Annotated in this window: 21 protein-coding genes; 11 read left to right on the top strand and 10 right to left on the bottom strand. The window is 57.3% G+C overall.

Annotated elements, in window-relative coordinates:
* Positions 1-38: 38 nt before the first annotated feature.
* Complete coding sequence (locus tag HUK73_RS17285) at positions 39-914, bottom strand: SDR family oxidoreductase (RefSeq protein ID WP_176593240.1); 876 nt, start codon at positions 912-914, stop codon at positions 39-41.
* Entirely contained in the window at positions 911-1,795 is an 885-nt protein-coding gene (locus tag HUK73_RS17290) for an alpha/beta fold hydrolase (RefSeq protein ID WP_176593241.1), read from the bottom strand. Before HUK73_RS17290 ends, HUK73_RS17285 begins: the two co-directional genes overlap by 4 nt.
* 498 nt (positions 1,796-2,293) lie before the next feature.
* Between HUK73_RS17290 and HUK73_RS17295 the strand changes: the two genes are divergently transcribed.
* The 4 genes from HUK73_RS17295 to HUK73_RS17310 all read left to right on the top strand — a co-directional run bounded on the left by HUK73_RS17295 (position 2,294) and on the right by HUK73_RS17310 (position 7,370).
* Positions 2,294-3,193, top strand: coding sequence for an aldo/keto reductase (locus HUK73_RS17295; RefSeq protein ID WP_176593242.1), 900 nt, complete (start codon positions 2,294-2,296; stop codon positions 3,191-3,193).
* Positions 3,194-3,302: 109 nt separating this feature from the next.
* The gene (locus HUK73_RS17300; RefSeq protein WP_176593243.1) at positions 3,303-5,270 is read left to right on the top strand and encodes an NAD(P)/FAD-dependent oxidoreductase; all 1,968 of its coding nucleotides are present in this window, start codon (positions 3,303-3,305) and stop codon (positions 5,268-5,270) included.
* A gap of 10 nt (positions 5,271-5,280) precedes the next feature.
* A complete protein-coding gene (locus tag HUK73_RS17305; protein ID WP_176593244.1) occupies positions 5,281-6,054 on the top strand; it encodes an SDR family NAD(P)-dependent oxidoreductase in 774 nt (257 codons plus the stop codon).
* A gap of 482 nt (positions 6,055-6,536) precedes the next feature.
* Complete coding sequence (locus tag HUK73_RS17310; RefSeq protein WP_176593245.1) at positions 6,537-7,370, top strand: alpha/beta fold hydrolase; 834 nt, start codon at positions 6,537-6,539, stop codon at positions 7,368-7,370.
* Between the two features lie 254 nt (positions 7,371-7,624).
* Here the strand turns inward: HUK73_RS17310 and HUK73_RS17315 are convergent, their stop codons facing one another.
* Positions 7,625-7,873: a hypothetical protein gene (locus HUK73_RS17315; protein WP_176593246.1), complete on the bottom strand. Its 249-nt coding sequence runs from the start codon at positions 7,871-7,873 to the stop codon at positions 7,625-7,627.
* A gap of 32 nt (positions 7,874-7,905) precedes the next feature.
* Between HUK73_RS17315 and HUK73_RS17320 the strand changes: the two genes are divergently transcribed.
* Positions 7,906-8,208, top strand: a complete 303-nt coding sequence (locus HUK73_RS17320) for a transposase (RefSeq protein ID WP_176593247.1) — start codon at positions 7,906-7,908, stop codon at positions 8,206-8,208.
* A gap of 141 nt (positions 8,209-8,349) precedes the next feature.
* Here the strand turns inward: HUK73_RS17320 and HUK73_RS17325 are convergent, their stop codons facing one another.
* From HUK73_RS17325 to HUK73_RS17335, 3 genes are all read right to left on the bottom strand, one after another.
* Positions 8,350-9,390, bottom strand: coding sequence for a zinc-binding alcohol dehydrogenase (locus tag HUK73_RS17325; protein WP_176593248.1), 1,041 nt, complete (start codon positions 9,388-9,390; stop codon positions 8,350-8,352).
* Between the two features lie 203 nt (positions 9,391-9,593).
* Positions 9,594-10,052 carry a hypothetical protein gene (locus HUK73_RS17330; protein ID WP_176593249.1) on the bottom strand — a complete coding sequence of 153 codons (459 nt, stop codon included), beginning with the start codon at positions 10,050-10,052 and terminating at the stop codon, positions 9,594-9,596.
* A 59-nt stretch (positions 10,053-10,111) separates the two neighbouring features.
* Positions 10,112-10,549, bottom strand: coding sequence for a nuclear transport factor 2 family protein (locus tag HUK73_RS17335; RefSeq protein ID WP_176593250.1), 438 nt, complete (start codon positions 10,547-10,549; stop codon positions 10,112-10,114).
* A 359-nt stretch (positions 10,550-10,908) separates the two neighbouring features.
* Here HUK73_RS17335 and HUK73_RS17340 point away from each other — a divergent pair, with 359 nt between their 5' ends.
* The 5 genes from HUK73_RS17340 (at position 10,909) to HUK73_RS17360 (ending at position 14,723) form a co-directional block, all read left to right on the top strand.
* Complete coding sequence (locus HUK73_RS17340) at positions 10,909-11,646, top strand: SDR family NAD(P)-dependent oxidoreductase (RefSeq protein WP_176593251.1); 738 nt, start codon at positions 10,909-10,911, stop codon at positions 11,644-11,646.
* Positions 11,647-11,945: 299 nt separating this feature from the next.
* Positions 11,946-12,356, top strand: coding sequence for a heme-binding protein (locus HUK73_RS17345; protein ID WP_176593252.1), 411 nt, complete (start codon positions 11,946-11,948; stop codon positions 12,354-12,356).
* 157 nt (positions 12,357-12,513) lie between these two features.
* Complete coding sequence (locus tag HUK73_RS17350; protein ID WP_176593253.1) at positions 12,514-12,984, top strand: hypothetical protein; 471 nt, start codon at positions 12,514-12,516, stop codon at positions 12,982-12,984.
* A gap of 188 nt (positions 12,985-13,172) precedes the next feature.
* The gene (locus HUK73_RS17355; RefSeq protein WP_336952326.1) at positions 13,173-13,931 is read left to right on the top strand and encodes an SDR family NAD(P)-dependent oxidoreductase; all 759 of its coding nucleotides are present in this window, start codon (positions 13,173-13,175) and stop codon (positions 13,929-13,931) included.
* 30 nt (positions 13,932-13,961) lie between these two features.
* A complete protein-coding gene (locus HUK73_RS17360) occupies positions 13,962-14,723 on the top strand; it encodes an aspartate/glutamate racemase family protein (RefSeq protein WP_176593255.1) in 762 nt (253 codons plus the stop codon).
* Positions 14,724-14,783: 60 nt separating this feature from the next.
* On the opposite strand, the gene maiA is transcribed toward HUK73_RS17360, so the two are convergent.
* From maiA to HUK73_RS17380, 4 genes are all read right to left on the bottom strand, one after another.
* The gene (maiA, locus tag HUK73_RS17365; protein WP_176593256.1) at positions 14,784-15,419 is read right to left on the bottom strand and encodes a maleylacetoacetate isomerase; all 636 of its coding nucleotides are present in this window, start codon (positions 15,417-15,419) and stop codon (positions 14,784-14,786) included.
* A 62-nt stretch (positions 15,420-15,481) separates the two neighbouring features.
* The gene (locus tag HUK73_RS17370; protein ID WP_176593257.1) at positions 15,482-17,266 is read right to left on the bottom strand and encodes an NAD(P)/FAD-dependent oxidoreductase; all 1,785 of its coding nucleotides are present in this window, start codon (positions 17,264-17,266) and stop codon (positions 15,482-15,484) included.
* A 154-nt stretch (positions 17,267-17,420) separates the two neighbouring features.
* A complete protein-coding gene (locus HUK73_RS17375; protein WP_176593258.1) occupies positions 17,421-18,404 on the bottom strand; it encodes an SDR family NAD(P)-dependent oxidoreductase in 984 nt (327 codons plus the stop codon).
* A gap of 630 nt (positions 18,405-19,034) precedes the next feature.
* A complete protein-coding gene (locus HUK73_RS17380) occupies positions 19,035-20,174 on the bottom strand; it encodes an aromatic ring-hydroxylating dioxygenase subunit alpha (protein ID WP_176593259.1) in 1,140 nt (379 codons plus the stop codon).
* 134 nt (positions 20,175-20,308) lie between these two features.
* On the opposite strand from HUK73_RS17380, the gene HUK73_RS17385 reads away from it, so the two are divergent.
* Entirely contained in the window at positions 20,309-20,938 is a 630-nt protein-coding gene (locus HUK73_RS17385; protein ID WP_176593260.1) for a TetR/AcrR family transcriptional regulator, read from the top strand.
* Positions 20,939-21,300: the final 362 nt, after the last annotated feature.

Consider the following 21,300-nt stretch of genomic DNA (forward strand, 5'->3'; position numbering starts at 1 on the left):
GCCTCGCTCATTGCAGGAATGTGCCTTGGGGAATAATATCAGGCGCTGACCGCTTCCTGCCATTGCGCGGCGCATTCCGCGACATAGTCGACATGGCTGCGGGGAGGGCGGCCGAGCAATTGGGTGAGGATTTCCAGCTCCTCCGCATTGCCAAGCATACCGTGAATCTTGATTTCCTCGAACATGGCGCCCAGATCATCGACCACCCATGGCGCGAGATAGGGCTTTACGACCGCCTGCCACTGGCTGGTGTCGTCTTCATATCTTATGGGCCGGCCCAGCGCCCGCGCCCAGGTTTCGGCGCATTGCGGACCGTTGAGATTCTCAGGGCCGATGAGGGCGTAATTTTTTCCGCCATGGCCGTCCGATGTGAGGATCTTCGCCGCAGCATCTGCGATGTCGCGTACGTCGACGCGCCAGCAGCCCACATCGCCGATGGGGTTCAGGTAGATGCTGTGGTTCATCAGTGCATAGCGCGAATATTCGTCATTCTGAAAAAAGTGATTGGGACTGATGATGGTGTGGATCATTCCCGACGTTTTGACCGCCGCCTCAATCGCCAGCTTGGAACCCAGATGGGGAAGGTGGTGCAGATGTCCGATACTATGCGTCGATTGATAGACGAAACGCTGCACGCCGGCGGCTTTCGCCATGGCGACCACCAACAGGCCTTCGACAGTTTCATAAGTCGTCGCAGCGTTCAACATGAACACCGCTTCTATGCCGTTGAACACAGTGCGAGCGCCATCGGGATCGCCGACGACATCGGCCACCACCGCTTCGGCGTCAGCTGGCACAAGGCTGGCGCGATCCGCGTTGCGCACCAGTACCCGAACCGACTGTCCCTGATCGAGCAGATTCCTTACCAGATGACTGCCGACATTTCCGGTGCCGCCAAGAACGAGAATGGTCATAGGCTTGATTCCTGATGGTTGGATGGTTGGTCTAAAAGAAATTGCAGCATCAGCGCCGCAATCTCTTCGGGCTGCTCGATGTTCGGACAATGGCCTCCATCTTCCAAGAGGGCGAGTTGGGCGCCGGGGATCTGGTTGACAAGTTCATCGGCGTAGCCGGGCAGGCGCAGCTTGTCGCGCGCGCCGGCGATAATGAGCGTCGGCGCGGTGATGTTGCTGTAGGGAGTCGTGTCCACATTGCCGAAATCGCTGCGCGGAGGCGCGGCGGGCGACCGGAAACGGGCTGCGGCGACGCTTTCCCATGCGCCTGGCGCGATGCTGATCGCGTGACGCCGCTTGATATAGGCCGGATCGCGATACCAGACCGGATTTTCGAAAATGGCCTCCAGCACCTCCGCCATCGACGCTTCGCTGCCGTCATAGTCGAGCAGTCGCTGGCGATACGCATTGGCGGGCACGAAGCCGCCGCCGCTGATGGAAACCATGCGATCAATGGGAAGGCGGCATGGCTGTTCGCTTGCCATTTGCAGCAGGAATGTGCCGCCCATCGAGTTCCCCACAAAATGCGCCTTATCGAGCGCCATCACTTCGACGAAGCGAGCGATATGCCAGAACATCCGCGCGCGCTTGCTTTCAAAGTCGTGGACCTTCGCCGTTTCGCCGAATCCGAGCCAGTCTGGTGCGATGATTCGGAAATGCGGCGCAAGGAGCGGGATCAGATATTCCCAGCATAGTTCGGCGTTGCCGCCAAATTCCCCGCTGTGAAGCATCACCAATGGCGGACCGTCGCCAGCGTCCAGATAATGGGTGCGGATGCCATCGATCTCGATAAAGCGGCTATGATACTGACGCATGACCGCTGGCACGGTGTAGGAAGTCATCGCTTCAAGTCCCTGTTTCTGTAAAGCAGGGCAACGCCCCGCTACATTGATTTTTGAGGAAAGATATGCCCCGGAACCATAAGTTGTGCGTCAGATAGTCGAGGCGGCGTTCCCAGCCAACTCACCGGCCAAGTTGATTTTAAGCGTCGCTTTCATCTTGTGTGCTTGGTCGATTGCAAGCCATCTCCATCGGCCAGATTTTTGCTGGCTTCATCAATTTATATTGCGTGAGCGGTCAGGTCTCTTGCGGGTCAACGGCATCGACGGAAAGGTTGCAATTTGTTCCACTCATCACCCATTGCAAATGTTCCTAAGCTAGAATACAATCCCATATGTGTACAGAATAGTCTGTGAGCCTCAGTTGCGCAAGCTTAAAACATGCTGGCAGTCGCGGGCGGCAGGCCATGCAAGTCTATAGCCCTGGTTACTATATGACGGTGCAACCGTCTGGAGATTTGAATCACGCACCACAGCGCCTTTAATTTAACCGCTTGTGCGATGGCGCTCGGCTGCAACACGCTGGGCCATATCGATGGCGCACAGGCGCGGGAGATTGTGTTTACTGCCCTCGATCGGGGCGTAACGCTGTTTGACACGGCTGCCAGCTATGCGGGTGGCTGTTCCGAGGAAGAGCTTGGACGTTGGCTGCCGCCCGACCCGAAGTCGAGCAGGATCATCACTAAATTCGGCCATCCGTCATTGGCAAACGCGGGAACCGGCGCCGCTTCAGCCGCGCTCGCCGACATCGTACTGGATCAGAGCCTGCGACGGCTGCGCCGGGAACAGATCGATATCTGGCTGATCCATTTTCCTGATGAAGCCACACCGCTAGCGGAGACGCTGGGCGTGATCGATCGGGCCATGCGGGCGGGAAAGGTCGGCGGCTACGGCGTATCGAACCACGCGCCATCGCAACTGCGCGCACTTCTGGCTACCGCTGCTTCAATGGCTGTTGCCGGCCCGATGCTGGTGCAAGCGGAATATAATCTGCTGGAGCGCGCCGTCGAGGAGAAGATGCTTCCAATGATCGCGCTGGAAAAGGGCATGGCCTTCGCGCCGTTCTTTCCGCTGGCCGGCGGCCTGCTTACGGGCAAATATACGGCCGAGCTGCCGGTCGCGGGCAGTTTGCGGAGCAAGGCCGTTAATCGCTTCGAACAGCGGTTCTTCACGGCGCGCAACTGGGCACGGCTGGAGCGACTGAAGATGCTTTGCGCGGAACATGATGTCTCGTTGCCGCATCTGGCGCTGCAATGGCTAGCCAGCCGGCCTGGTGTGACCTTGCCCATCGTGGGCGCATCGTCGGCATCGCAGGTCAACGAGAATTGCGACATGATGGCGGTGCCTTTGGCCGAGCAGCTGCTAAGGGCGGCTTCCGCAATCGTATCATCGGCGGAATGATGGCCGCGGAATGTTCCCATATGATTGCTTCGCGCGGAAACCAATTGGGCGGATTGGCCGCTAGACCGGACCAATTTTCGTCCTTCCACCCATCAAGAGAGGTGATCTAATGTCGAATGGCGCAGAGCTTCATCCCATCACTGAAAGTGACGCGTTCATCGCCGACGCATTGCGCGAGGCGTCGATGCCCGCGCTCATGGCTTCCATGTCGCATTTGGTCGGGGATTTACGATTGTGGGACAGCGGAATTCGCCCTGCCGCTGCACCTTTTGGGCCGGTCGATAATGATGGCCTGACAGAGGAGCAGCGAGAAGCCGTGCGCGCCCAGGCGCTCGAGCTGCTCAAGGACTATCGTGACCGCGGGTCGCCGGCCTTGCCGCCGTTCGATAGCGACGCCCTCCTGAAGATGATGCGCCTGGTGGCGGGCGACGCGGTGCCCGATTCCTATCTACCGATGCTGCTGGCCGATGCCCGGATCGACGATCGCCCGATCGCGCTGCGCGAATGGCCCGCTGCGCTGAAGGAAAAGGCGGGGGATTTCCATGCCCTAGTTGTCGGTGCAGGCATGTCAGGGATGCTGATGGCGATCCGCCTGCAGGAAGCGGGCATTCCCTATGTTATCATCGAGAAGAACAGCGATGTCGGGGGGACTTGGCTGCTGAACAGCTATCCCGGCTGTCGGTGCGACGTGCCCAATTATTTCTACAGCTATTCCTTCGAAAGACGGTCTGACTGGCCGCACCATTTTTCCGAGCGCGACCGCATTTTGGAGTATTTTCAGGGCATCGCGCAGAAATACAACATCCTCAGCAAAGTTCAGTTCAACAGCGAAGTCACTGAAGCCGTCTGGTCGGAGGAGGAGTCGACCTGGCATGTCAGCGTGTGTCGGGAGGATGGATCGGTTGATATGATCGTCACCAAGGCGTTCATTCCTGCCGTTGGCCAACTCAGCCGGCCCAAAATCCCTGACTTGCCCGGTGCTGAGCGCTTCGGGGGCATCGCTTGCCATACCGGCGCCTACGACCGTTCCATTTCCTATGAAGGCAAGCGGGTCGCGGTCGTCGGCACTGCCGCGAGTGCGATCCAGGCCATCCCGGAAATTGCGGAAAAGGCGGATCAGCTTTTTGTAGTGCAGCGGACCGCCCATTGGCTGCTGCCATCGCCCAATCATCTGGCGGAAATCGCGCCGGGTATGAAGTGGCTGCTTGGACATGTACCTTTCTACTCGCATTGGTATCGCGCGCGCTATTCGTCCCGCTCGCTGTACGGTCTGAAGATCGCCGCCGCGATCGACCCCTCCTGGCCGCATCAGGAGCGATCAGTCAGCGCGCTAAACGACCAGGTACGCGAGCGGCTGACAGATTATCTGAAAGGCGAACTTGACGATCGCCCTGATCTGCTGGAAAAGCTCACGCCCAAATATCCGCCATTCGCCACGCGCATCATGCCCAATAATGGCAGCTATCTGCGTAGCCTGAAGAGGGATAACTCAGAGCTCGTGACCGGGAACCTCGCGGCGCTTGACGAAACGGGCATCGTCATGGCCGACGGGCGTCACCTCGATGTCGACATCATTATTTACGCGACGGGCTTCCAGGCGACGCGCTTCATGTACCCGATGCGGATCGTGGGCAAGGGCGGCGTGGTGCTGAGCGACTTCTGGGGTGAGGATGCGCGTGCCTATCTCGGCATAGCAGTACCCAATTTCCCAAATATGTTCATGGTCTTTGGACCAGGCACTGCCGTATTCAACGTCATATTTCTGGCTGAATGCAACAGCCGCTATATCATGGACGCGGTACAAGGCATGATCGAGAATGGCTGGGATACGATCGAGTGCCGTCCTGAAATCTATACCGAATATGTCGAGCGGTATCGCAGAGAGGCCGCCGGGTTAGCGATTGCCAGCCCGCATGTGACGAGCTGGTACAAGAGCGCCAGCGGGAACGTCGTATCGAATCTTCCATTTGAGGTGTCGGATTATTGGAACTGGACGCGAAAAGCGAACTTCGACGATTACCTGACCAGCTGTGAGAACGAGCGCGGTGAGTCTTTGTCAGACCTGATCAACTGTTAAGAAGACCAACATGTCATTGCTTAACGACATTTTCGGACTGACGCATCAGGTCGCGGTCGTGACTGGCGCCGGCAGCGGACTGGGCCGGATCTCTTCCTACGCTCTAGCGGAGGCCGGGGCTGATGTCGTACTTGTCGATATCAATCCCACCGGAATGGAAGAAACAGCGGCGCATGTCCGCTCGCTCGGTCGCCAAGCCCATTCGTTCACTGCAGATGTTGCAGATGAGGGGCAAGTCGCCGCCATATTTGCAGAGATGGAAAGGACTGTCGGTCCCATCGATATCCTGGTGAATAATGCGGGTATTGGCGAGCCATTCCGGGGGATGATTCACGAGTATCCGACAGAGGATTGGCAGCGGATGCTTAATATCAATCTGAACAGCGTATTCTACTGCTCCCGTGAAGTACTGAAGGGAATGCATTCCCGACGCAAGGGTAAGATCATCAACATCTCGTCCATATGGGGACTGGTAGGTGGCGGCTTCCTGAATGCGGGCGGCTATACCACCACCAAGGGCGCCGTCGTCAATCTGACCCGCGAAATGGCGCTTGAATATGCTTCGCATAATGTTCAGATCAATGTGATCTGCCCAGGCTTTCACCGGACCGGATTGGGCACGAACGATCCCCATTTTGTGCGCCTGATGGAAAGCCACACGCCGGCTGGACGCATCGCCGAGCCCAGCGAACTGCAGGGCACGATACTCTATTTGGCCTCATCGGCGTCAGATTTTATGAACGGTTCGATCATCGCCGTCGACGGCGGGTTTGTGGCGCAGTAGCGCCGACTGGTGAAGAAACCGGTCAATGGCACAAGTACAAAATCTGACCTGGATGGTGGGCGATGTAGTCATCATCCCTATTGTCGACGGCGCGTGGAATATCACGAACGAGAAGGGATCGGTCGCACTTCATGGCTCATCGCCGTAAGCATGCGAGCCCAGTAGTCAGCGGTACCGCAAACCTCCACCGCGATCAGCCAAGCCGTCAACTTCGAGAAGAAACGATATTTTTTACCCGGCTTGCGCTTCAGCCTCGCGAAGCGCTCGCTGCGGACCATGCGGCCAAGCGTAGTTGAAGCCGGGATTCTCCAGAGTCGAAAAATGTACAACCTGGAGAACATGGTCGAATGTATGAACAGATAATTGTTGTGCAGCAGGGCGATGTTGGGCTATCGGTCCCGATATCATGGGGGCGCTCACGCCGCGCGTCAACCTGCCGCCACAGCTGAAATATGGTGATGACACGTAATTGGGAGATAGCAGTGAGCTTTAGCAGCAAATTTGTGCACATCGACGGTATCCGCACGCATTATTACGATGAGGGTAAGGGGTCGCCCGTACTTTTGCTGCATAGCGGCGAGTTTGGGGCTTGTGCGGAGCTTAGCTGGGAATTCACAATTTCCAGGCTCGCGGAACATTATAGGGTGATTGCGCCGGACTGGCTTGGTTATGGCGAAACGGACAAATTATATGATTTCTGCGGGGGGCAGGCACGAATGATGGCGCATATGCGCCGCTTCATGCAAATCATGGAACTGGAAGAAAGCCACGTCATTGGCAATTCAATGGGCGCAGGCCTCTTTTCCCGAACGGTAGCCAGCGATCCAGGCGCTTATCGCATATCTTCCTTGACCCTGATCGCAGGCGGGGGGTTCAATCCCGATAATGAACATCGCCGCGCAATGATGAGCTATGATGGCACGGCGGATAGCATGAAATTAATGCTTCGAGCGATGTTCAACGATCCCAAATGGAGTGAGGACTCTGAATATTTGAGGCGAAGGGTAGAATTGAGCCTCCGGCCTGGGGCTTGGGAAACCATTGCGGCAGCCCGCTTCAAAAATCCGACTGTCCCAGTACGGGAGTTTTTCGGTCGCGCTGATGACACCCCATACGAACGTCTCAATATGCCCACCCTGGTTATCGCCGGGGACGAGGACAGACTTCGTCTTCCGGGCTGGGAAAAGGAGCTTGCGGATAAAATCCCCGACTCAGAGCTCCACATAGTGCATGGGACCGGCCATTGCCCGCATATCGAGCGTCCAGATGAAGTGAATGAGGTGATACTGAATTTCCTGTCTAGGGTTTCCGCCTGACAAGGGATGTTCAGCGCGGACGGCGGATCAACGGCGCAGACCTCTGCTGGTTTCCAGAGGGCACCGTCTGGCGACGCGATAAAGGTCGGCGGGTTCGCCGGACCTTCCGGACGAAATCGTCGCTGGGAGGACCGCTGGTACCCATAGTCACGCCCACATAGGCTTGGCGAGCATGCCCATTGCTCGCGTCGTCTTCGAACCGACCGGGCCATACCATCACCGCATCGGCGAGGCCGATCTACCGAGTGTAAAGGTCAACCTTGACAAGCGCGGCGTTTTGGCCAGGCCGCCGGCGCGCACGCAAGACCGATGCGATCGACGCCGCCATGCTCGCCCGCATGGGCGCGCTGCTGACCCTGCCAGTGCGAGCGATCATCAGCTAAGCCATCAACGAGATGAAGGAACTTCACATCGCCCGGCTCGCCCTGGTCAAGAATCGCACCGCCGCCAAGAACTGCCAATACGCCTGCCGCGCCCCATTGCTCAAGCGTCACGCCGCCCAACGCTTCGCCCAATCGACCGACAGACCGCTGCCATGGATTCAGCCCTGAAAACCCGCCTGCATAACGATCCCGAACTGGTCGCACGCTTCGACATCCTCGTCTCGATCCCCGGCATCGGCGCACTCATCGCCATCAACATGCTTCGCAAAATGCCCGAACTCGGGCACCTTGACAGCAAGCAGGTTGCCGGCCTCGCCGGGCTCACCCCGCAGGCCAGCCACAGCGGCCAGCACCGTGGACGCGGACACATCCGCAGCGGACACGCGATCCTGTGCCCAAGCACGCTACATGCCAGCCATCGTCGCCACCCGCTTCGACGCCGATATGAACAATAATATCAAGCCCTCGTCACCGCCGGAAAACCCGCCAAAGTGGCCATCACGGCGGTCATGCGAAAACTTATCATCCTCGCCAACGCTCTCCTCAAAGCCAACCACAAGGGGGGTGTCAACACGGGCTTGGTCACAACGGATACTCTAAATGCGGTAGTCCAAAATGACGCCAAGTGCTGATGACGCTTGCTCATCAAGGAGCTTATAGGCTTCGGGCGCTTCACTGAACGGAAAACGATGGGTGATAAGCGTCTCGATATCGATCTGCTTCAGGAAAAGATCGGCGACCGCCATTCGTCGCTCCCAGTTCCAGTCCAAGCCAGTATCAACGTGGAGAACCTGTATACTAATCAGCTTCTGGCTCCGCAGGTGAAATTCTGAAGAGAGTGATAGATTCACGCTTTCGGACCCGTACCAAGCGGGAACGGCGATTGTCCCAAGAACACATGTGTTCTCGATCGCCGTCTGTAAAGCTGCGGGTGCTCCGCTCGTTTCGACATATAGATCGGCACCACGGCCATCACTGCACTGGGCGATCGCCTCGGCGGCGTCCTCAGGATCGACGATCGCGTCAGCACCGATCCATTTGGCGATATCTGTCTTTACGCCAGGCGGTGCGACAAGAACCAGCTTGCCCGCCGATTTTCGTGCAATAAATGCGGCGAGCTGGCCTATGATGCCAAGACCCGACACAACCACGCATTCACCGGGCCGCACCGGACATTGTAGAAAACTGTGCATCGCTACCAGGAATAAACCATAGAAAGCTGCCCTTAATGGATCAGAGCCTCTTGGAATTCTGGTGACGAAAGGAGAGATAGCCTCGATATTGAACAGATCCTGATGCGGCTGCATGGTATAAACCAGATCTCCGACAGCGAAGTCCGTTGCAGCCCCTGCCTCGATAACTTCGCCGACAACCTGATAGCCAAATTTGATCGGGAAGGGCCGCGTCCCCTCGTTGGTGGGGATCATCTCAATCGGGAGGTCGCCTTTGCCCGTATAGAGACTAAGTTCGGTGCCCGCGCTCACGAGCGAGTGCAAGGCACGTACTTGTATCTGATTGGCGGTTGGCGCGAGCAGCGGCTCCGTCCGCAACGCCGCAACACGTTTAGCCTCGAACCAGAGCGCGCGCGCCGTGCGGGACGAGCCCGGAGGGCTGTTGGCAGCTTGCGAACTTGACATGGGCATTCCTTTTTATGTTGCTGGGCTTACTGGGCTTACTGGGCTTACTGGGCTTACTGGGCTTACTGGGCTTACTGGGCTTACTGGGCTTAGGGGCGATCTCTGCTGTTCGTCGCGCCTACCGGACTGAGCCCTAAAAAACGAGGCAATCTCCGCCGCCGCTCCGCGAACTTCGATCCGACAATATCGAATGGCGCGCTTAATTAATGTCTGGTGGCCGCATTAATCACGCGAACGCCCGGGAACGTTAGCAAATCCTCACCTAGAACCGCTGAATGATGCTTCTCAAAGATAAAATCGATGTAGCCACGCTCCGTCTGAAGTAGATCGCCGTCGAACTCGATTATGACGAAAAGCCGTGCGCGATGGTACTCGCCCGATTCGAGAGGGATCAGAAACTCGAATTCCGCCGCGCAACTGGTATCGTTGGTCCAGAAATCAAGCTGTTTCGCATTTGCGAGCAATTGAACATAGCCTGGCAACGCGGTACGATATAGTTCCCTCACAGCTTCGACCGTATCGAGAGTGATCCCGGCGGGATGGAACTCGTAAAATGGGTTGGGTGACACAGTTGCCATAACGGCATCCAGGTCTCCCCTTGCCTCAGCAGCGTCGTGCCGCAATAGAATGTCGAGCATCTGCTCTTTAGTCAGGTTTGCCATCTGTCACCTTCCCGAGTTCGCGCCTTGAAAGAAAGGCCAGGCTACGGATTCGGGCCCTTCTACTTGCCCAGTTTTTCAACGCCCGGCAGTGCCAGAACATCACTGCCAAGCGCTTCTCGCAGCAGATCCGAATAGGCCCCGTCCATGAACAATCGCTTCGATATGATGAGCCCGTCCAAAAACTCAAATATAGTTACTCGTTTGGCCCTGACCCGCGTCCCGGATGCTTGCGTCAGCGTGTATTCCCACTCTGCGCTAAGCCCTCCCTTCTTGTACCATTCGTGCGTTTTTCTTGGTTCGGACACCCTTTGGGGAAACAGCGCAAACATTCGGCGGTGCAGTTCCATGATCGTTTCCATGGAGGAAATGTGCAATGTAAAGGTCTGCAAAGCGAATGTGGCGCTCGGATGAAATGTCGATCCCACCCCCTCCAGATCCAGAGAATTTTCGGCTCTAAAATGCTGATCAGCCGCTTCAATGATAATCTCATGAGCCAAGGCACATACCTCTCGGATGCTCTTTTTATCTGTTCCGATACAGCTTCCCGCTCGGGCGATAGCTATCGCGCCAGCGAGCAGAAATATTCCGCACGTAGAACCTGTTCGTACTTATGGACTTCGAGCGGATGATGTGTCAAGTTATCAGCTAGCGAGGATCAGTGCGAAGGGGGCACAGCATAGCAAGCGTACACACAGCCAGCGCCTCGCCACCATATAGTGCCTTATTGGCCCGATGGTGGAGTGCTCCGACCGTCGCCGCGCTAACATTCTTCACGACCGGCGTGAGACGCCACTCCATTTGTCAAGCCGGCATCAGTTCGGCCCACGCCCCAAACGCATAGAAAGCTGGAGAAGATATGGAACAAAACCTCGCTGGAAAGATCGCTGTCGTCACGGGCGCGGCCAAGGGGATAGGCCGCGCAATTGCCGTTAAACTTTCGGCGCACGGAGCCACGGTCGTCTTGGCGGACTTGGAGCCGTCGACGGAAACGGCGGCATTGATTAGCGGCGATTCCTTGATACGCACATTGGACGTATCAAGCTATGATCAGTGGCGCGAACTCGCGAAGGTGATGGACACCACCTATGGGCGTGCGGATATTATCGTCAACAACGCGGGGATATATCCTTTCGCCGGAATTGATGAGGTTGACGACGTACTTTGGCGAAAGACGATGTCGGTCAACCTTGATTCCCACTTCTACAGCGCCAAAGCGTTCCTGCCGCTCATGCGTCGGCGTAGTTGGGGTCGCTTCATCAATATCTCGTCCAACTCGATTGGCTTGGTCGCTCCGGGCCTAAGTCATTATATCGCGAGCAAGATGGGCGTGATCGGTTTTGTACGGGGACTGGCGAATGACGTCGCGGCTGACGGCATCACAGTGAACGCCGTTCTTCCGGCGCTGACCGAAACGCCGGGTACAGCCGGCATGCCCCTGGATCGGAAGACGGAGGGCTGGCAGATGCAGGCAATCAAGCGCTTTGCCCAGCCCAACGATATTGCCGCGCCGGTCGTCTTCCTTGCGGGAGAAGATGCCGGGTTCATCACGGGACAATCCATCGTGGTCGACGGCGGATTGTATAAAATATCCTGACGCAAGCAGTTATACATTGGCTTCCAGCCCAGGTAGAGGACGCTCGTTTGGCCGTGAAGATCCGATGACCGTTGCCATCCCGCCGAGGCTTGGGCGTACGCTTTCGCACCGACAAGATCACCCCGTCCATTGGACGCCGGCTGTGGAAGTCTGGGTCGTGCCCATCGTGCAACCGGTCATGTCTATGGTCCTGCGCCAGTCCTACGTAGCGCTCGACTAGGACCGAGTTCTTCGATTGGGCCACCAGAGGACCCTAGCCTTTGCCGACAACCGAATAGCCGAAAGGAGGGAAAAAATCGATGCACACCACGCTGGAGAAAGCGAACCGCGCGATTGCCGCTGCATTGCAAACAGGGTCAGAACTTGGCCTTAAGCCTCTGACAGTAGCGATATTAGACCCAGGAGGCCATCTGATCTCCCTCCAACGACAGGATGGCTCCTCGACGCTGCGCCCACAAATTGCGATCGCCAAGGCAAGCGGGGCACTGGCAATGGGTGTTTCAAGCCGCTTAATCGGTGAAATGGCTGGGGAGCGCCCCACTTTCATTGCCTCGCTGGGGCCGATCTCCCCTCACGGCATTGTGCCTGCCGCAGGTGGGGTTATCATTGCCGCTGAAGACGGAACGGCATTGGGCGCGATCGGTGTGACGGGAGACACCAGCGACAATGACGAGATATGCGCGTTCGCAGGGATTGCCGCGATTAAATGAGCCAAATGCGCCAAGACTGACGATCGTCGTGCTGTCCTTGACAGCGAGCTCACGGTGAGTACATTTATGCGAACATGTTCCTATAAGGGAATAACGTCATTTTCTGAACGGAACCCAGTTTGCGCCAGCGCCAACTACCAATGCAAGGAGTGGGATTATGAAATTTCAGCACTGTTCGATGCCGGCCGATGATCCGAAGAAGGCGGCGGAAACACTGAGTCGCATCTTCGGCGGTCAACTGACGCGCTTTCCGCCCGGTGGGCCAGATGCCTGGATGGTTTGGTCGAAAGACGAGTCGATACAGCTCGAATGCACGCCCCGCGGGACTGTCCTGACCCCCGACGATGACCAAGTGATCCTTGGGGCGCGTGCGGAGCCCCCCACCCGGCACTCCGAGGTTCACATCGGCGTTTGTGTCGATATGCCGAAAGAAGAGATACTAGAGATTGCTAAGGAGGTGGGCTGGCCCGCATATCCCAGCGTCCGTATCCCAGGTGAAGAAGGGTTCAGCGTTATTGAACTTTGGGTAGAGGGTAAATTTCTCCTCGAACTGACCGATCCCTCCGACACTGCGCGACTTGAACGTAGCGTTACGGTTGAGGGTTGGAAGGCCGCGTTCGCCCTCTAATCTGGATGCGGAGAGCGGTAATCGGCGTGCGCTCCTCTTCAGGCCCTGCGCCGCCGATTTTTCCGCAACGATGTAGGCTCTAAGAGATTGCGACGGACTGTCACCGTCATTCTGTCGTCTGAACTTGGTTGAATAATGGCGAACAAGGTAGCGAAGCTTATGTTTGAACGCCTGTGCGGAGTTGTCGAGTGACAGTAACAAGGACAGCGATCATAGTTGGCGGCGCTAACGGCATCGGCAAAAGCGTTTCCGAGCGACTGGCAGCAGATGGCTACAGGATCATGCTGGCGGACCTGGACGATGTGAGCGCGCAGAATGTGGTTCGCGCGCTGCCGGGTGATGGCCATCAGGCGTTCGCCATCGATGTCACACAAGACACACAGGTCGAATCGCTCATGGACCGCGTTGAGCAAATCTCTCCCGCAGCCATTCTGGTAGTGGTTGCAGGTGCGATTTTCGTCGATCCTGCGAATGTTCCGAACATAGCACAGTTTCCGACGGCCATCTGGAACAAGACATTTGCGCTCAACATCACGGGTACGTTCTTTTGCGTACGCAAATTCGCTAGCCAGCGGCTGGTGAACCCTTTGTCGCATACACGGATCGTAACCTTTGCCTCTGGATCGGGCCAGCAGGCAGGCGACCCCACCGGCGTGGCCTATGCCGCTACCAAGGCAGCAGTTTTGGGGCTGACACGCGTGGCCGCCTATGAACTTGCAGCTCATAACATTACGGTGAACGCTTTGTCACCCGGCGCTGTAGGCACACCGATATTTTTTGAGAAGACGAGCGAGGAGGCGCGCGCGGCCCTGGCCGACGGTACGCCAATGGGACGATTTGCAGATCCGAAGGAAATCGCCGCCGGCGTCTCCTTCCTCGTTTCACAGGACGCATCCTATGTCACGGGGACTACGCTCGACATCAATGGCGGATTACACATGCATTGACCTAGGTCGTTGCTAACGAAGGACTAAACAATGAAGATCGCTTATCAGGTTCCGGTCGATTATGATGTCGACGATCCTCATTTCAGCCAAGTAATGGCGCGAATTCGTAAAGTTATCACCGACGTAAAGCGGCCGGAGACAGAATTCGACATGTATCCGGCCGTGAAGGGCTTGCGAGACACCGATCTTATCGCGAACCTATCGGATCGGTTCAACAATGACGACGTGATCTTTGAGAATATGAAGACCGTTGTCGCTGGCGGAGTGGATGGATTGGTCAGCGCCTGCTTTTTCGACAGCGCGCTCTGGCCCGCCCGCCAGAAGCTCGATATTCCTGTTGTCGGACTGGCGGAAAGCTCACTGGCTCTTGCAAAATTTGTGGGACGCCGCATTGCCGTCATGACCATCGGGCAGCGCCATGTCCCGATCATTGAGGATATGATACGGTCCTACGGCTTCGAGGATAGTGTCATATCCTCGGCTCCGGCACGCGCCATCCCGACGACCGAGAATGAGGCCGTCAGCTGGTTTCTGGAAGGCCGGATCGAACGGCTGATGGAGGTCGTTGAGCCTGTCGCGCAGAGTTGCATCCGCGACGGCGCGGACGTCCTGATCATCAGTTGCGGGCTGGTTTCCGTATTGGTGGGTGAGGCCGCGGGGGTCAGAGAGATCGACGGGGTACCGTTGATCCTGCCCCTAGCCGCAGCGACGAAGGCGATTGAAACACTGATTGACCTCAAGGCGGCAGGACAGCCTGTCAAAACCACTCGCGGCCTCTGGGGCCGTCGTTAGGAAGCGGCGCCGGGGACGTGTCCCCGGCGTCGTGGTAGGGCGCACGCCTCGGACTGCCGCTTATTCCGCATCCGGCTGATTTTCTGGGGCCGCGTTTCTGAATGCCGCCAGCGCAAGGCATGCCTTCTCTACCTCGGCCAGTCGCGGCCAACGGATGTCCACGCCGAAGCGTCGGGCGTTAACCAATTGTGGCACCAAGCAGATGTCGGCCAGCGTGACCTGATCGCCAAAGCAATAAGGACCGCTCTCCCCGGCGATTAGCTTATCGAAGGCGTCGAGGCCCTCCTCGATCAGCTCCCGCGCCCACTCGTTCACCTGTTCACCCGACAGTCCCAACCCGCGCAGCCGGTCAAGGATTTTGAGATTTTGCACCGGATGAATGTCACAGGCGATGACCTGCGCTGCCGCCCGGATCTTGGCTCGCCGCTGCGCATTGTCTGGCAACAGCTTAGGCCCTGCCACCGTTTCGTCGAGATATTCGCATATCGCGAGACTCTGCGTCAGAACCGTGCCTTCCACCTCAAGTGCGGGCAGCAGCCCCTGCGGATTCAGTGCCAGATATTCAGGCGCGCGTTGCTCGCCCTTGCGCAGATGGTGGAATGCGTCGGCATAGGTGACCTCCTTCAGGTTCAGCGTAATCCGTACGCGATAGGAAGCGGTCGACCGGAAATATCCGTGCAGTACTGGGTCAGCCATGAGAAACGCAATTCGCTTTAAGGGTGAAATTTGGTAGCATCGGCGCGGATCTTCCTACCCGGTCAGGCAGCGACGAGAAGTTCGCGATTCCCGTTCTGCTCGCTCGTGACCAGATCGCTCTTGATGAGGAGAGCGGTCAAGCGAGAGTAGAAGCGCGACATGGTGAAGGTGCCGCCCGCCACAAAAAACCCGGGCTGTCCAGTACGAGCCCACATCCCCATCATTTCATTGTCCTGACCAAGTCCCCAGATTGGGCCGACCTTTTGAGCGACTTTCGAGCCGAACATCGAACCTACTGCATCCTGAAGCGGGCGATAGCCTGTACCCAGGACCACCAGATCAGCCTCCAATTGCGTGCCGTCGGAGAGGATCGCGCTATTTGCGCCAAGGCTCGCGAGCCCAACTCCGGCCCTCAGCCCTATCTTGCCCTCGATGATCAGATCGGAGGCGCCGACGTTCAAATAGTAGCCGCTCAAGCTACGTACCAGCTTCATGAAGAAGCCGGTATCGTCTTCGCCATTATCCAGCAGGAAACCGACATCTTCCAGATTCCGCAACAGTTCGGCGTCGCCCTCCGCCATGACTTTGCTCAAGACGCCATGCACCCGCCGGACAAGATCGAACGGGTTTGCGACCATCAGGTCGGTTTCCTCGATCGACTGCTGCCCTTCGAACCGGCGGAATGCGCCATATGCGAGACCTGATTGCTCAACGCTCACGACCGTCACCGGCGAGCGCTGCACAAGCACCGGCTTGCCACCGCGAAGATATACATCCTGGGCGATGTCATGCGCGCTGGTGCCCGCACCCATGACCACGACCGCCTTGCCCGCGACGTCGACATCGCTGTTGAAGGCGCTGGAATGGAGTATCTGGCCGCGGAAGTCTTCCTGGCCGGGAATGGTCGGAATGTTAGGAATGCCGCTCACACCGATCGCCATGATGATATGGGAGGGACGCATGGTACGGACCGAGCCGTCCGGCATCTCAACACGCGCCGTCCAGCGGCTCGCGGCCTCGTCATAATCGCCGCTCAAGAATATTGTCCTGTTCCAGACGTTCAATTCCATCGCTTCAGCATAATATTCCAGCCACCCTGCTAGCTTGTCCTTTGGAAGAAACACCGGCCAGCTTTCCGGGAACGGCATGTAAGGTAGGTGATTGCAGCAAATCTCGTTATGAAGTGTCAGCGAGTGATAGCGTGAACGCCAATTGTCGCCGACCCGCTCCGATCGATCGATGATCAGCGCGTCGACGCCAAGATGTTGCAGGCGCGCCGCCACCGTCAGACCGGCATGTCCGGCGCCGACAATCAGCACTTGGGGATCACGGTCCTTGTAAGCCCGATGCTCCATCCGCTTGTCGAGCCAGTTTTTAACGGCCTCCTCACCCGACCGATGTGATGCGCTATCGCGGTGGGTAAGCGACCTTTCGGGAAATCCCTTCAACTCACGTACTGCGGTCACCAGCGTGAACGCATGCTGCAAACCTGGCTTCAGGCGAAGGTAGCCATGCCCACAAACAGTGTCCGTTTCGTACCGGATAAACTTGCCTTGGAAATCGCCGACACCGGGAACTGTCTCCTTCTTGACATCGCCCACCGTCGAAAGACGTAGGGGCGTTGCAGACTTGTCGCGGTCGGCGAACATGGCGGCAATGGCAGCAGGACCGTGGGCGGTCTGGATGCGCTCGTTGAGCGTGAGCATGTCCCGCCAATAGCTGTCTTGGGCAAACAGCGCGCCAAGCGCGGCACTATCATCTGTGGCCACCGCCGCGTTGAAATCGGTGCACCATTTGTCGAACATGTCCGGCGCCTTATCCGTTGAAACGGCCTCGCTGATCATCATCTACCTCAATCGTTCATCTGACCCGGCGACGAGCCGGCCATTGAAAGCCGCTCATCCTTGCGTCCATGCTCAGGCGCGCCCTGCACCCTCGCGGCTCTCAGGCGGACAGGATGGCGCGCCCAAGGCTGCATCTCTTTTGGCCGCAGCACCGCTTTCAATCCGTATAGACGGTGTCCATCGGTTCGACGCCCGCCAATTGCAGCTTCTGAAGGCGGTTCTGCAGGGCCTCGTTGACGCTGCTCCATACATTGGTGTGGCGGTCATCGAGGATATCCGGCATATGTTCGTTCACGTCCTCCAGCGTCAGGTTGGGGTTGATGTAACCTTCCGTCGTCGAAAGAATGTGCCGGAACGTGTGGCCCGCGCCGGTGTCGAGCATGTCGCCGTTCAGATAACAGCTTTCATGGACCAGCCATGCCGCAACTGGTGCGACTTGCTCGCACCGAAGGTTCCGCTGCCACCAGCGCTCGCCCTCCATTTTTTCAAGCCCTGTGACCTTGTCGGATTCCGGTTTGAAAAAGCCATCGATCAGTAATCGTGTATAGCCGAACACGCCAAGCGCGTTGGACTTGATGTCGGCCGAGCCGCCCTCGAATGAAAGCATGCGCGACAGGCCAGCCGCCGCCCATTTCGCCGATCCGTAGTGGGCGCCATGCGGCATTCCAGCAAGACCAACGTGCGAGGTGATGAACAGGATGCGGCCGTAATTCTGCTTCACCATGTGCGGCCAGGCCGCCTGCGTAATCAGCCACGGTCCGTCATAATGAACCTGCCGCATCTCTTGAAATTCGCTGTAAGATATCTCAGGAAACGGTGCCCAGTTACAGATGCCGGCATTGTTGATCAAAATGTCGACGCGACCATAGGTGTCGATCGCGGTCTGGACGATCGCTGCGGCGCCCTCAGGCGTGGCGACGCTGTCATTGGAGGCTACCGCGTCCCCTCCGGCCGCGATAATCTCCTGCACGACATCGTCCGCCGGTGAAGCGCTGCCCTCGCTTGCGGGGTGAGGCGAGCAGATGTCGTTGACCACGATGCGTGCGCCGCGCGAAGCAAGCAAAAGAGCATGCGCCCTGCCAAGACCACGCCCCGCGCCAGTGACGATCGCCACGCGGCCGTCGAACCTTAGTTCTTCCATTCCTTCACCCTATCCTCTTGACCATTAAACCCGTTTACTGTTCTGTAATAGGAACTAGTTCTTTATCTGGGACAGAGGTAGCCGCTAGGCTCGACCGGCGCAAGAGATTCTTGCGTGGCCTCATTTGCGGGTCCACTGGATAACTTAGAGTTGCGGCGGTTATGATCGCCCTGGTTGGCTGACTGGAGCGGAGCATAGCGCAGACCAGCAGAGCGAGGCACTATGGTTTCCGGGGCCGGCGGGGGATACATGCTTGTCGCTGTTCACCTCCGCCTTCACTCCAGCAACGTGTGCCCCGAGTAACCGATCTTCCCGGCAATGGAAGTGATCGCAGCCCAGCAAAATGGATAATCGCCCTCACGGTTCAGCACCATGCCGACAGCCCGCTCACCAACCTCCGGTGCAATCTTGTGCGTCGCCTTGCTGATCGTAGACCCTTCCTCTCAGGAGTTAGGGTCTCCGGCAATACCGGGGCGGTTCAGTTACCAGACGCAGACAATATCATACGATTGACGAAGTGGGGCGTACGCACTTTCCGCCTATAAATTGCGCCACGCATTTATCTGATCCGCAGCCTTGGCCTCGACACATGTCGCGGGCCAAGGCTGTGCATCGAGCATTCCTGTCCTATCACGCGTCGACAGTGGAGAGATCCATTCTCCGTAAATAATCATTAATCACGTCATGGATACTTTTCTCAAGCGGAACCATTGGACCGCCGCGATAATTCGCCGACAGGGTGGCCGCCTGGAGGGATTCGACCGCCAGGATATCTTCGGCAGCAATATCATGCACATACTTAATGTGAGTCTGCACATCAGCTTCGAAATTCGGCAGGTTGATAACCTCCTCCGGGAACAGAAGATATGCTGTCAGATGGCACTTATCCACTGAATCGGGCCAGATTGTGATGATCAGCACTTGGTCGATCCGGGCGAATAGATGCATGTTTGGAGGAATGCGGCAGGATGTCGCGTAATCGTCGCCTAAGCCCTCCAACCACGGCAATCGTGGGAAGCGGCTCTGGCCATCGGGGGTCAAAGGAGCTCCCCGGTAGCTTGCCTCAATCCATCCAGCTTCGGACTGGATATCGTCTCCATTGAAGTCGAACTTCTTGCCCAAAGTGTCCAAGTGCAGCACCTGCACATGATAGAAATCCAGTAGGTTCTCGACACCGAACTTCCAGTTACAGCCCTGAGGAACAGTCTCCTTCCCCCCTATGCGGAGGCGGTCCAGATGAAGATGTCCGAAGCGCTTCTCGAGAGACGCGGCAAAATCCTCGAAGGGCGGCGGGTCTTTCGCAAAGTTGACGAATATATTGCCGGCCCAGATATTCATGTGAATGCTCGGCAATCGGCAAGTTTTCTTGTCGAAGCCCACATTTTCCGAAACAGTGGAAGCCCCGAGCAGGGTCCCGTCCAGGCGGTAAGTCCATCCGTGATAAGGGCAGGTGAACAACTTGGCGTTGCCAGTCCCGAAAGCAACTTCGACGCCACGATGGCGGCAGACGTTGGCGAAAGCACGGAGAACACCGTCCTTGTCGCGAGACAGCAACAATGGTTCATCGAAGATCCGGATCGCCTTATAATCCCCCGGATTGGCGAGTTCCTCCTCGCGTCCGACCATTAGCCATTCCGAATGGAATATCTTCTTCTGCTCTTCTTTGTAGTTTTCCGGACAGCTATAAATCCATCCAGGAGCATGAAAGGCGCTTGAAATCGGCTTTTGCACGGGGCGAAGATCGCCATCCGCAGAGTTAAGATCGGTCATCACTCTCTCCTACTGGACCGCGCAATGCAGTGGCTACGTCCGCGGAATCAGGTACTGTACTCTGGGGTACAGTATTAACAATGGAGGTCTTCCATATCCTTGTCAATAGTAAATGAACCTGATAGTACACCCTGATGAATGAGCAAAAAGGTGGCATCGACCCACGCGAGCAGCGTCGCCTCGATAAGCGGCAAGCGATAGTTGACGCCGCGCGCGATTCCTTCCTTCGGAATGGCTACGCCTCTACTTCGATGTCGGGCCTTCTGAAGACGGTGGGAGGTTCGAAGGCCACGCTGTGGGCCTATTTTCGCTCCAAAGAAGAGTTATTCGAGGCCATATTGGAGCCTGCAATGGCTTTCATGCAGGTTGATGTGGAGCATTCGCTCCAAACGCGTGGCTCGATCGAGGCGGTTGTGACGAATTTCTGTCGGCGCTTTATGAAAGCGAACGAGCAACCCGAGTCTCTTGATCTGTGGCGACTCATTGCCGCGGAGAGCGGCCGTTTTCCGGAGGTAGCGCGAGTTTTCCGTGAACGCGTCGTATCGGTCACCGAAGATGCACTAGCGGCTTATTTCGAGAAGGGCGTTCAGAGTGGACTGCTGCGCCAGGAAGACTGCCTTAGCATGGCCCGGGTCCTGCTCTCGCTATGCATTAATAGGCTCGACCGCAAGCTCTGGAGTGACCCCGACGTCGAGTCCCAAGTCCCCGTCGAAGCCGAGGCCTCTTGGCTCGCATCAATTTTCCTGCGCGCCTTCGCTACTTAGAACGCCAGAATAGCATCTCCGCGCAGAGCTGGAACGCTTGTGAGTGAGGATTCGGTTCCGCCCGCCAAGCGGGGCGGGGCGGCCAACGCTCATTTCTGATCCGCGCAGCCGCCACCGGCTGCGCTGCGTGATCGACAGTCGGTCCGTCAAGAGCACGGACATGTCGGTCCTTGAGGATTCGACGCGGACAAGACAGCGAGGCCCCCAAGCGTCATGTCATTGCCGACACATTGAGCCATCAAGATCAGCAAGCAATCAGAAGCGCTCAGGCTGGGCTCTTGGGTACGGCACTTGACGTAAACTCCTCAGTTGTCCATATAGGCGAACTAGTTTGCATAAGAGAAGTAGGGAGGAGAGTTGTC

The organism is Sphingobium sp. EM0848, from assembly GCF_013375555.1.
Taxonomy (GTDB): domain Bacteria; phylum Pseudomonadota; class Alphaproteobacteria; order Sphingomonadales; family Sphingomonadaceae; genus Sphingobium.

Bases quoted from the DNA above. Each gene is read 5' to 3' on its own strand.
- HUK73_RS17285 (WP_176593240.1), bottom strand. From the start codon at position 914: ATGACCATTCTCGTTCTTGGCGGCACCGGAAATGTCGGCAGTCATCTG.
- HUK73_RS17290 (WP_176593241.1), bottom strand. From the start codon at position 1,795: ATGACTTCCTACACCGTGCCAGCGGTCATGCGTCAGTATCATAGCCGC.
- HUK73_RS17295 (WP_176593242.1), top strand. From the start codon at position 2,294: ATGGCGCTCGGCTGCAACACGCTGGGCCATATCGATGGCGCACAGGCG.
- HUK73_RS17300 (WP_176593243.1), top strand. From the start codon at position 3,303: ATGTCGAATGGCGCAGAGCTTCATCCCATCACTGAAAGTGACGCGTTC.
- HUK73_RS17305 (WP_176593244.1), top strand. From the start codon at position 5,281: ATGTCATTGCTTAACGACATTTTCGGACTGACGCATCAGGTCGCGGTC.
- HUK73_RS17320 (WP_176593247.1), top strand. From the start codon at position 7,906: ATGGATTCAGCCCTGAAAACCCGCCTGCATAACGATCCCGAACTGGTC.
- HUK73_RS17325 (WP_176593248.1), bottom strand. From the start codon at position 9,390: ATGTCAAGTTCGCAAGCTGCCAACAGCCCTCCGGGCTCGTCCCGCACG.
- HUK73_RS17330 (WP_176593249.1), bottom strand. From the start codon at position 10,052: ATGGCAAACCTGACTAAAGAGCAGATGCTCGACATTCTATTGCGGCAC.
- HUK73_RS17340 (WP_176593251.1), top strand. From the start codon at position 10,909: ATGGAACAAAACCTCGCTGGAAAGATCGCTGTCGTCACGGGCGCGGCC.
- HUK73_RS17345 (WP_176593252.1), top strand. From the start codon at position 11,946: ATGCACACCACGCTGGAGAAAGCGAACCGCGCGATTGCCGCTGCATTG.
- HUK73_RS17350 (WP_176593253.1), top strand. From the start codon at position 12,514: ATGAAATTTCAGCACTGTTCGATGCCGGCCGATGATCCGAAGAAGGCG.
- HUK73_RS17360 (WP_176593255.1), top strand. From the start codon at position 13,962: ATGAAGATCGCTTATCAGGTTCCGGTCGATTATGATGTCGACGATCCT.
- maiA (WP_176593256.1), bottom strand. From the start codon at position 15,419: ATGGCTGACCCAGTACTGCACGGATATTTCCGGTCGACCGCTTCCTAT.
- HUK73_RS17370 (WP_176593257.1), bottom strand. From the start codon at position 17,266: ATGATGATCAGCGAGGCCGTTTCAACGGATAAGGCGCCGGACATGTTC.
- HUK73_RS17375 (WP_176593258.1), bottom strand. From the start codon at position 18,404: ATGGAAGAACTAAGGTTCGACGGCCGCGTGGCGATCGTCACTGGCGCG.
- HUK73_RS17380 (WP_176593259.1), bottom strand. From the start codon at position 20,174: ATGACCGATCTTAACTCTGCGGATGGCGATCTTCGCCCCGTGCAAAAG.
- HUK73_RS17385 (WP_176593260.1), top strand. From the start codon at position 20,309: ATGAATGAGCAAAAAGGTGGCATCGACCCACGCGAGCAGCGTCGCCTC.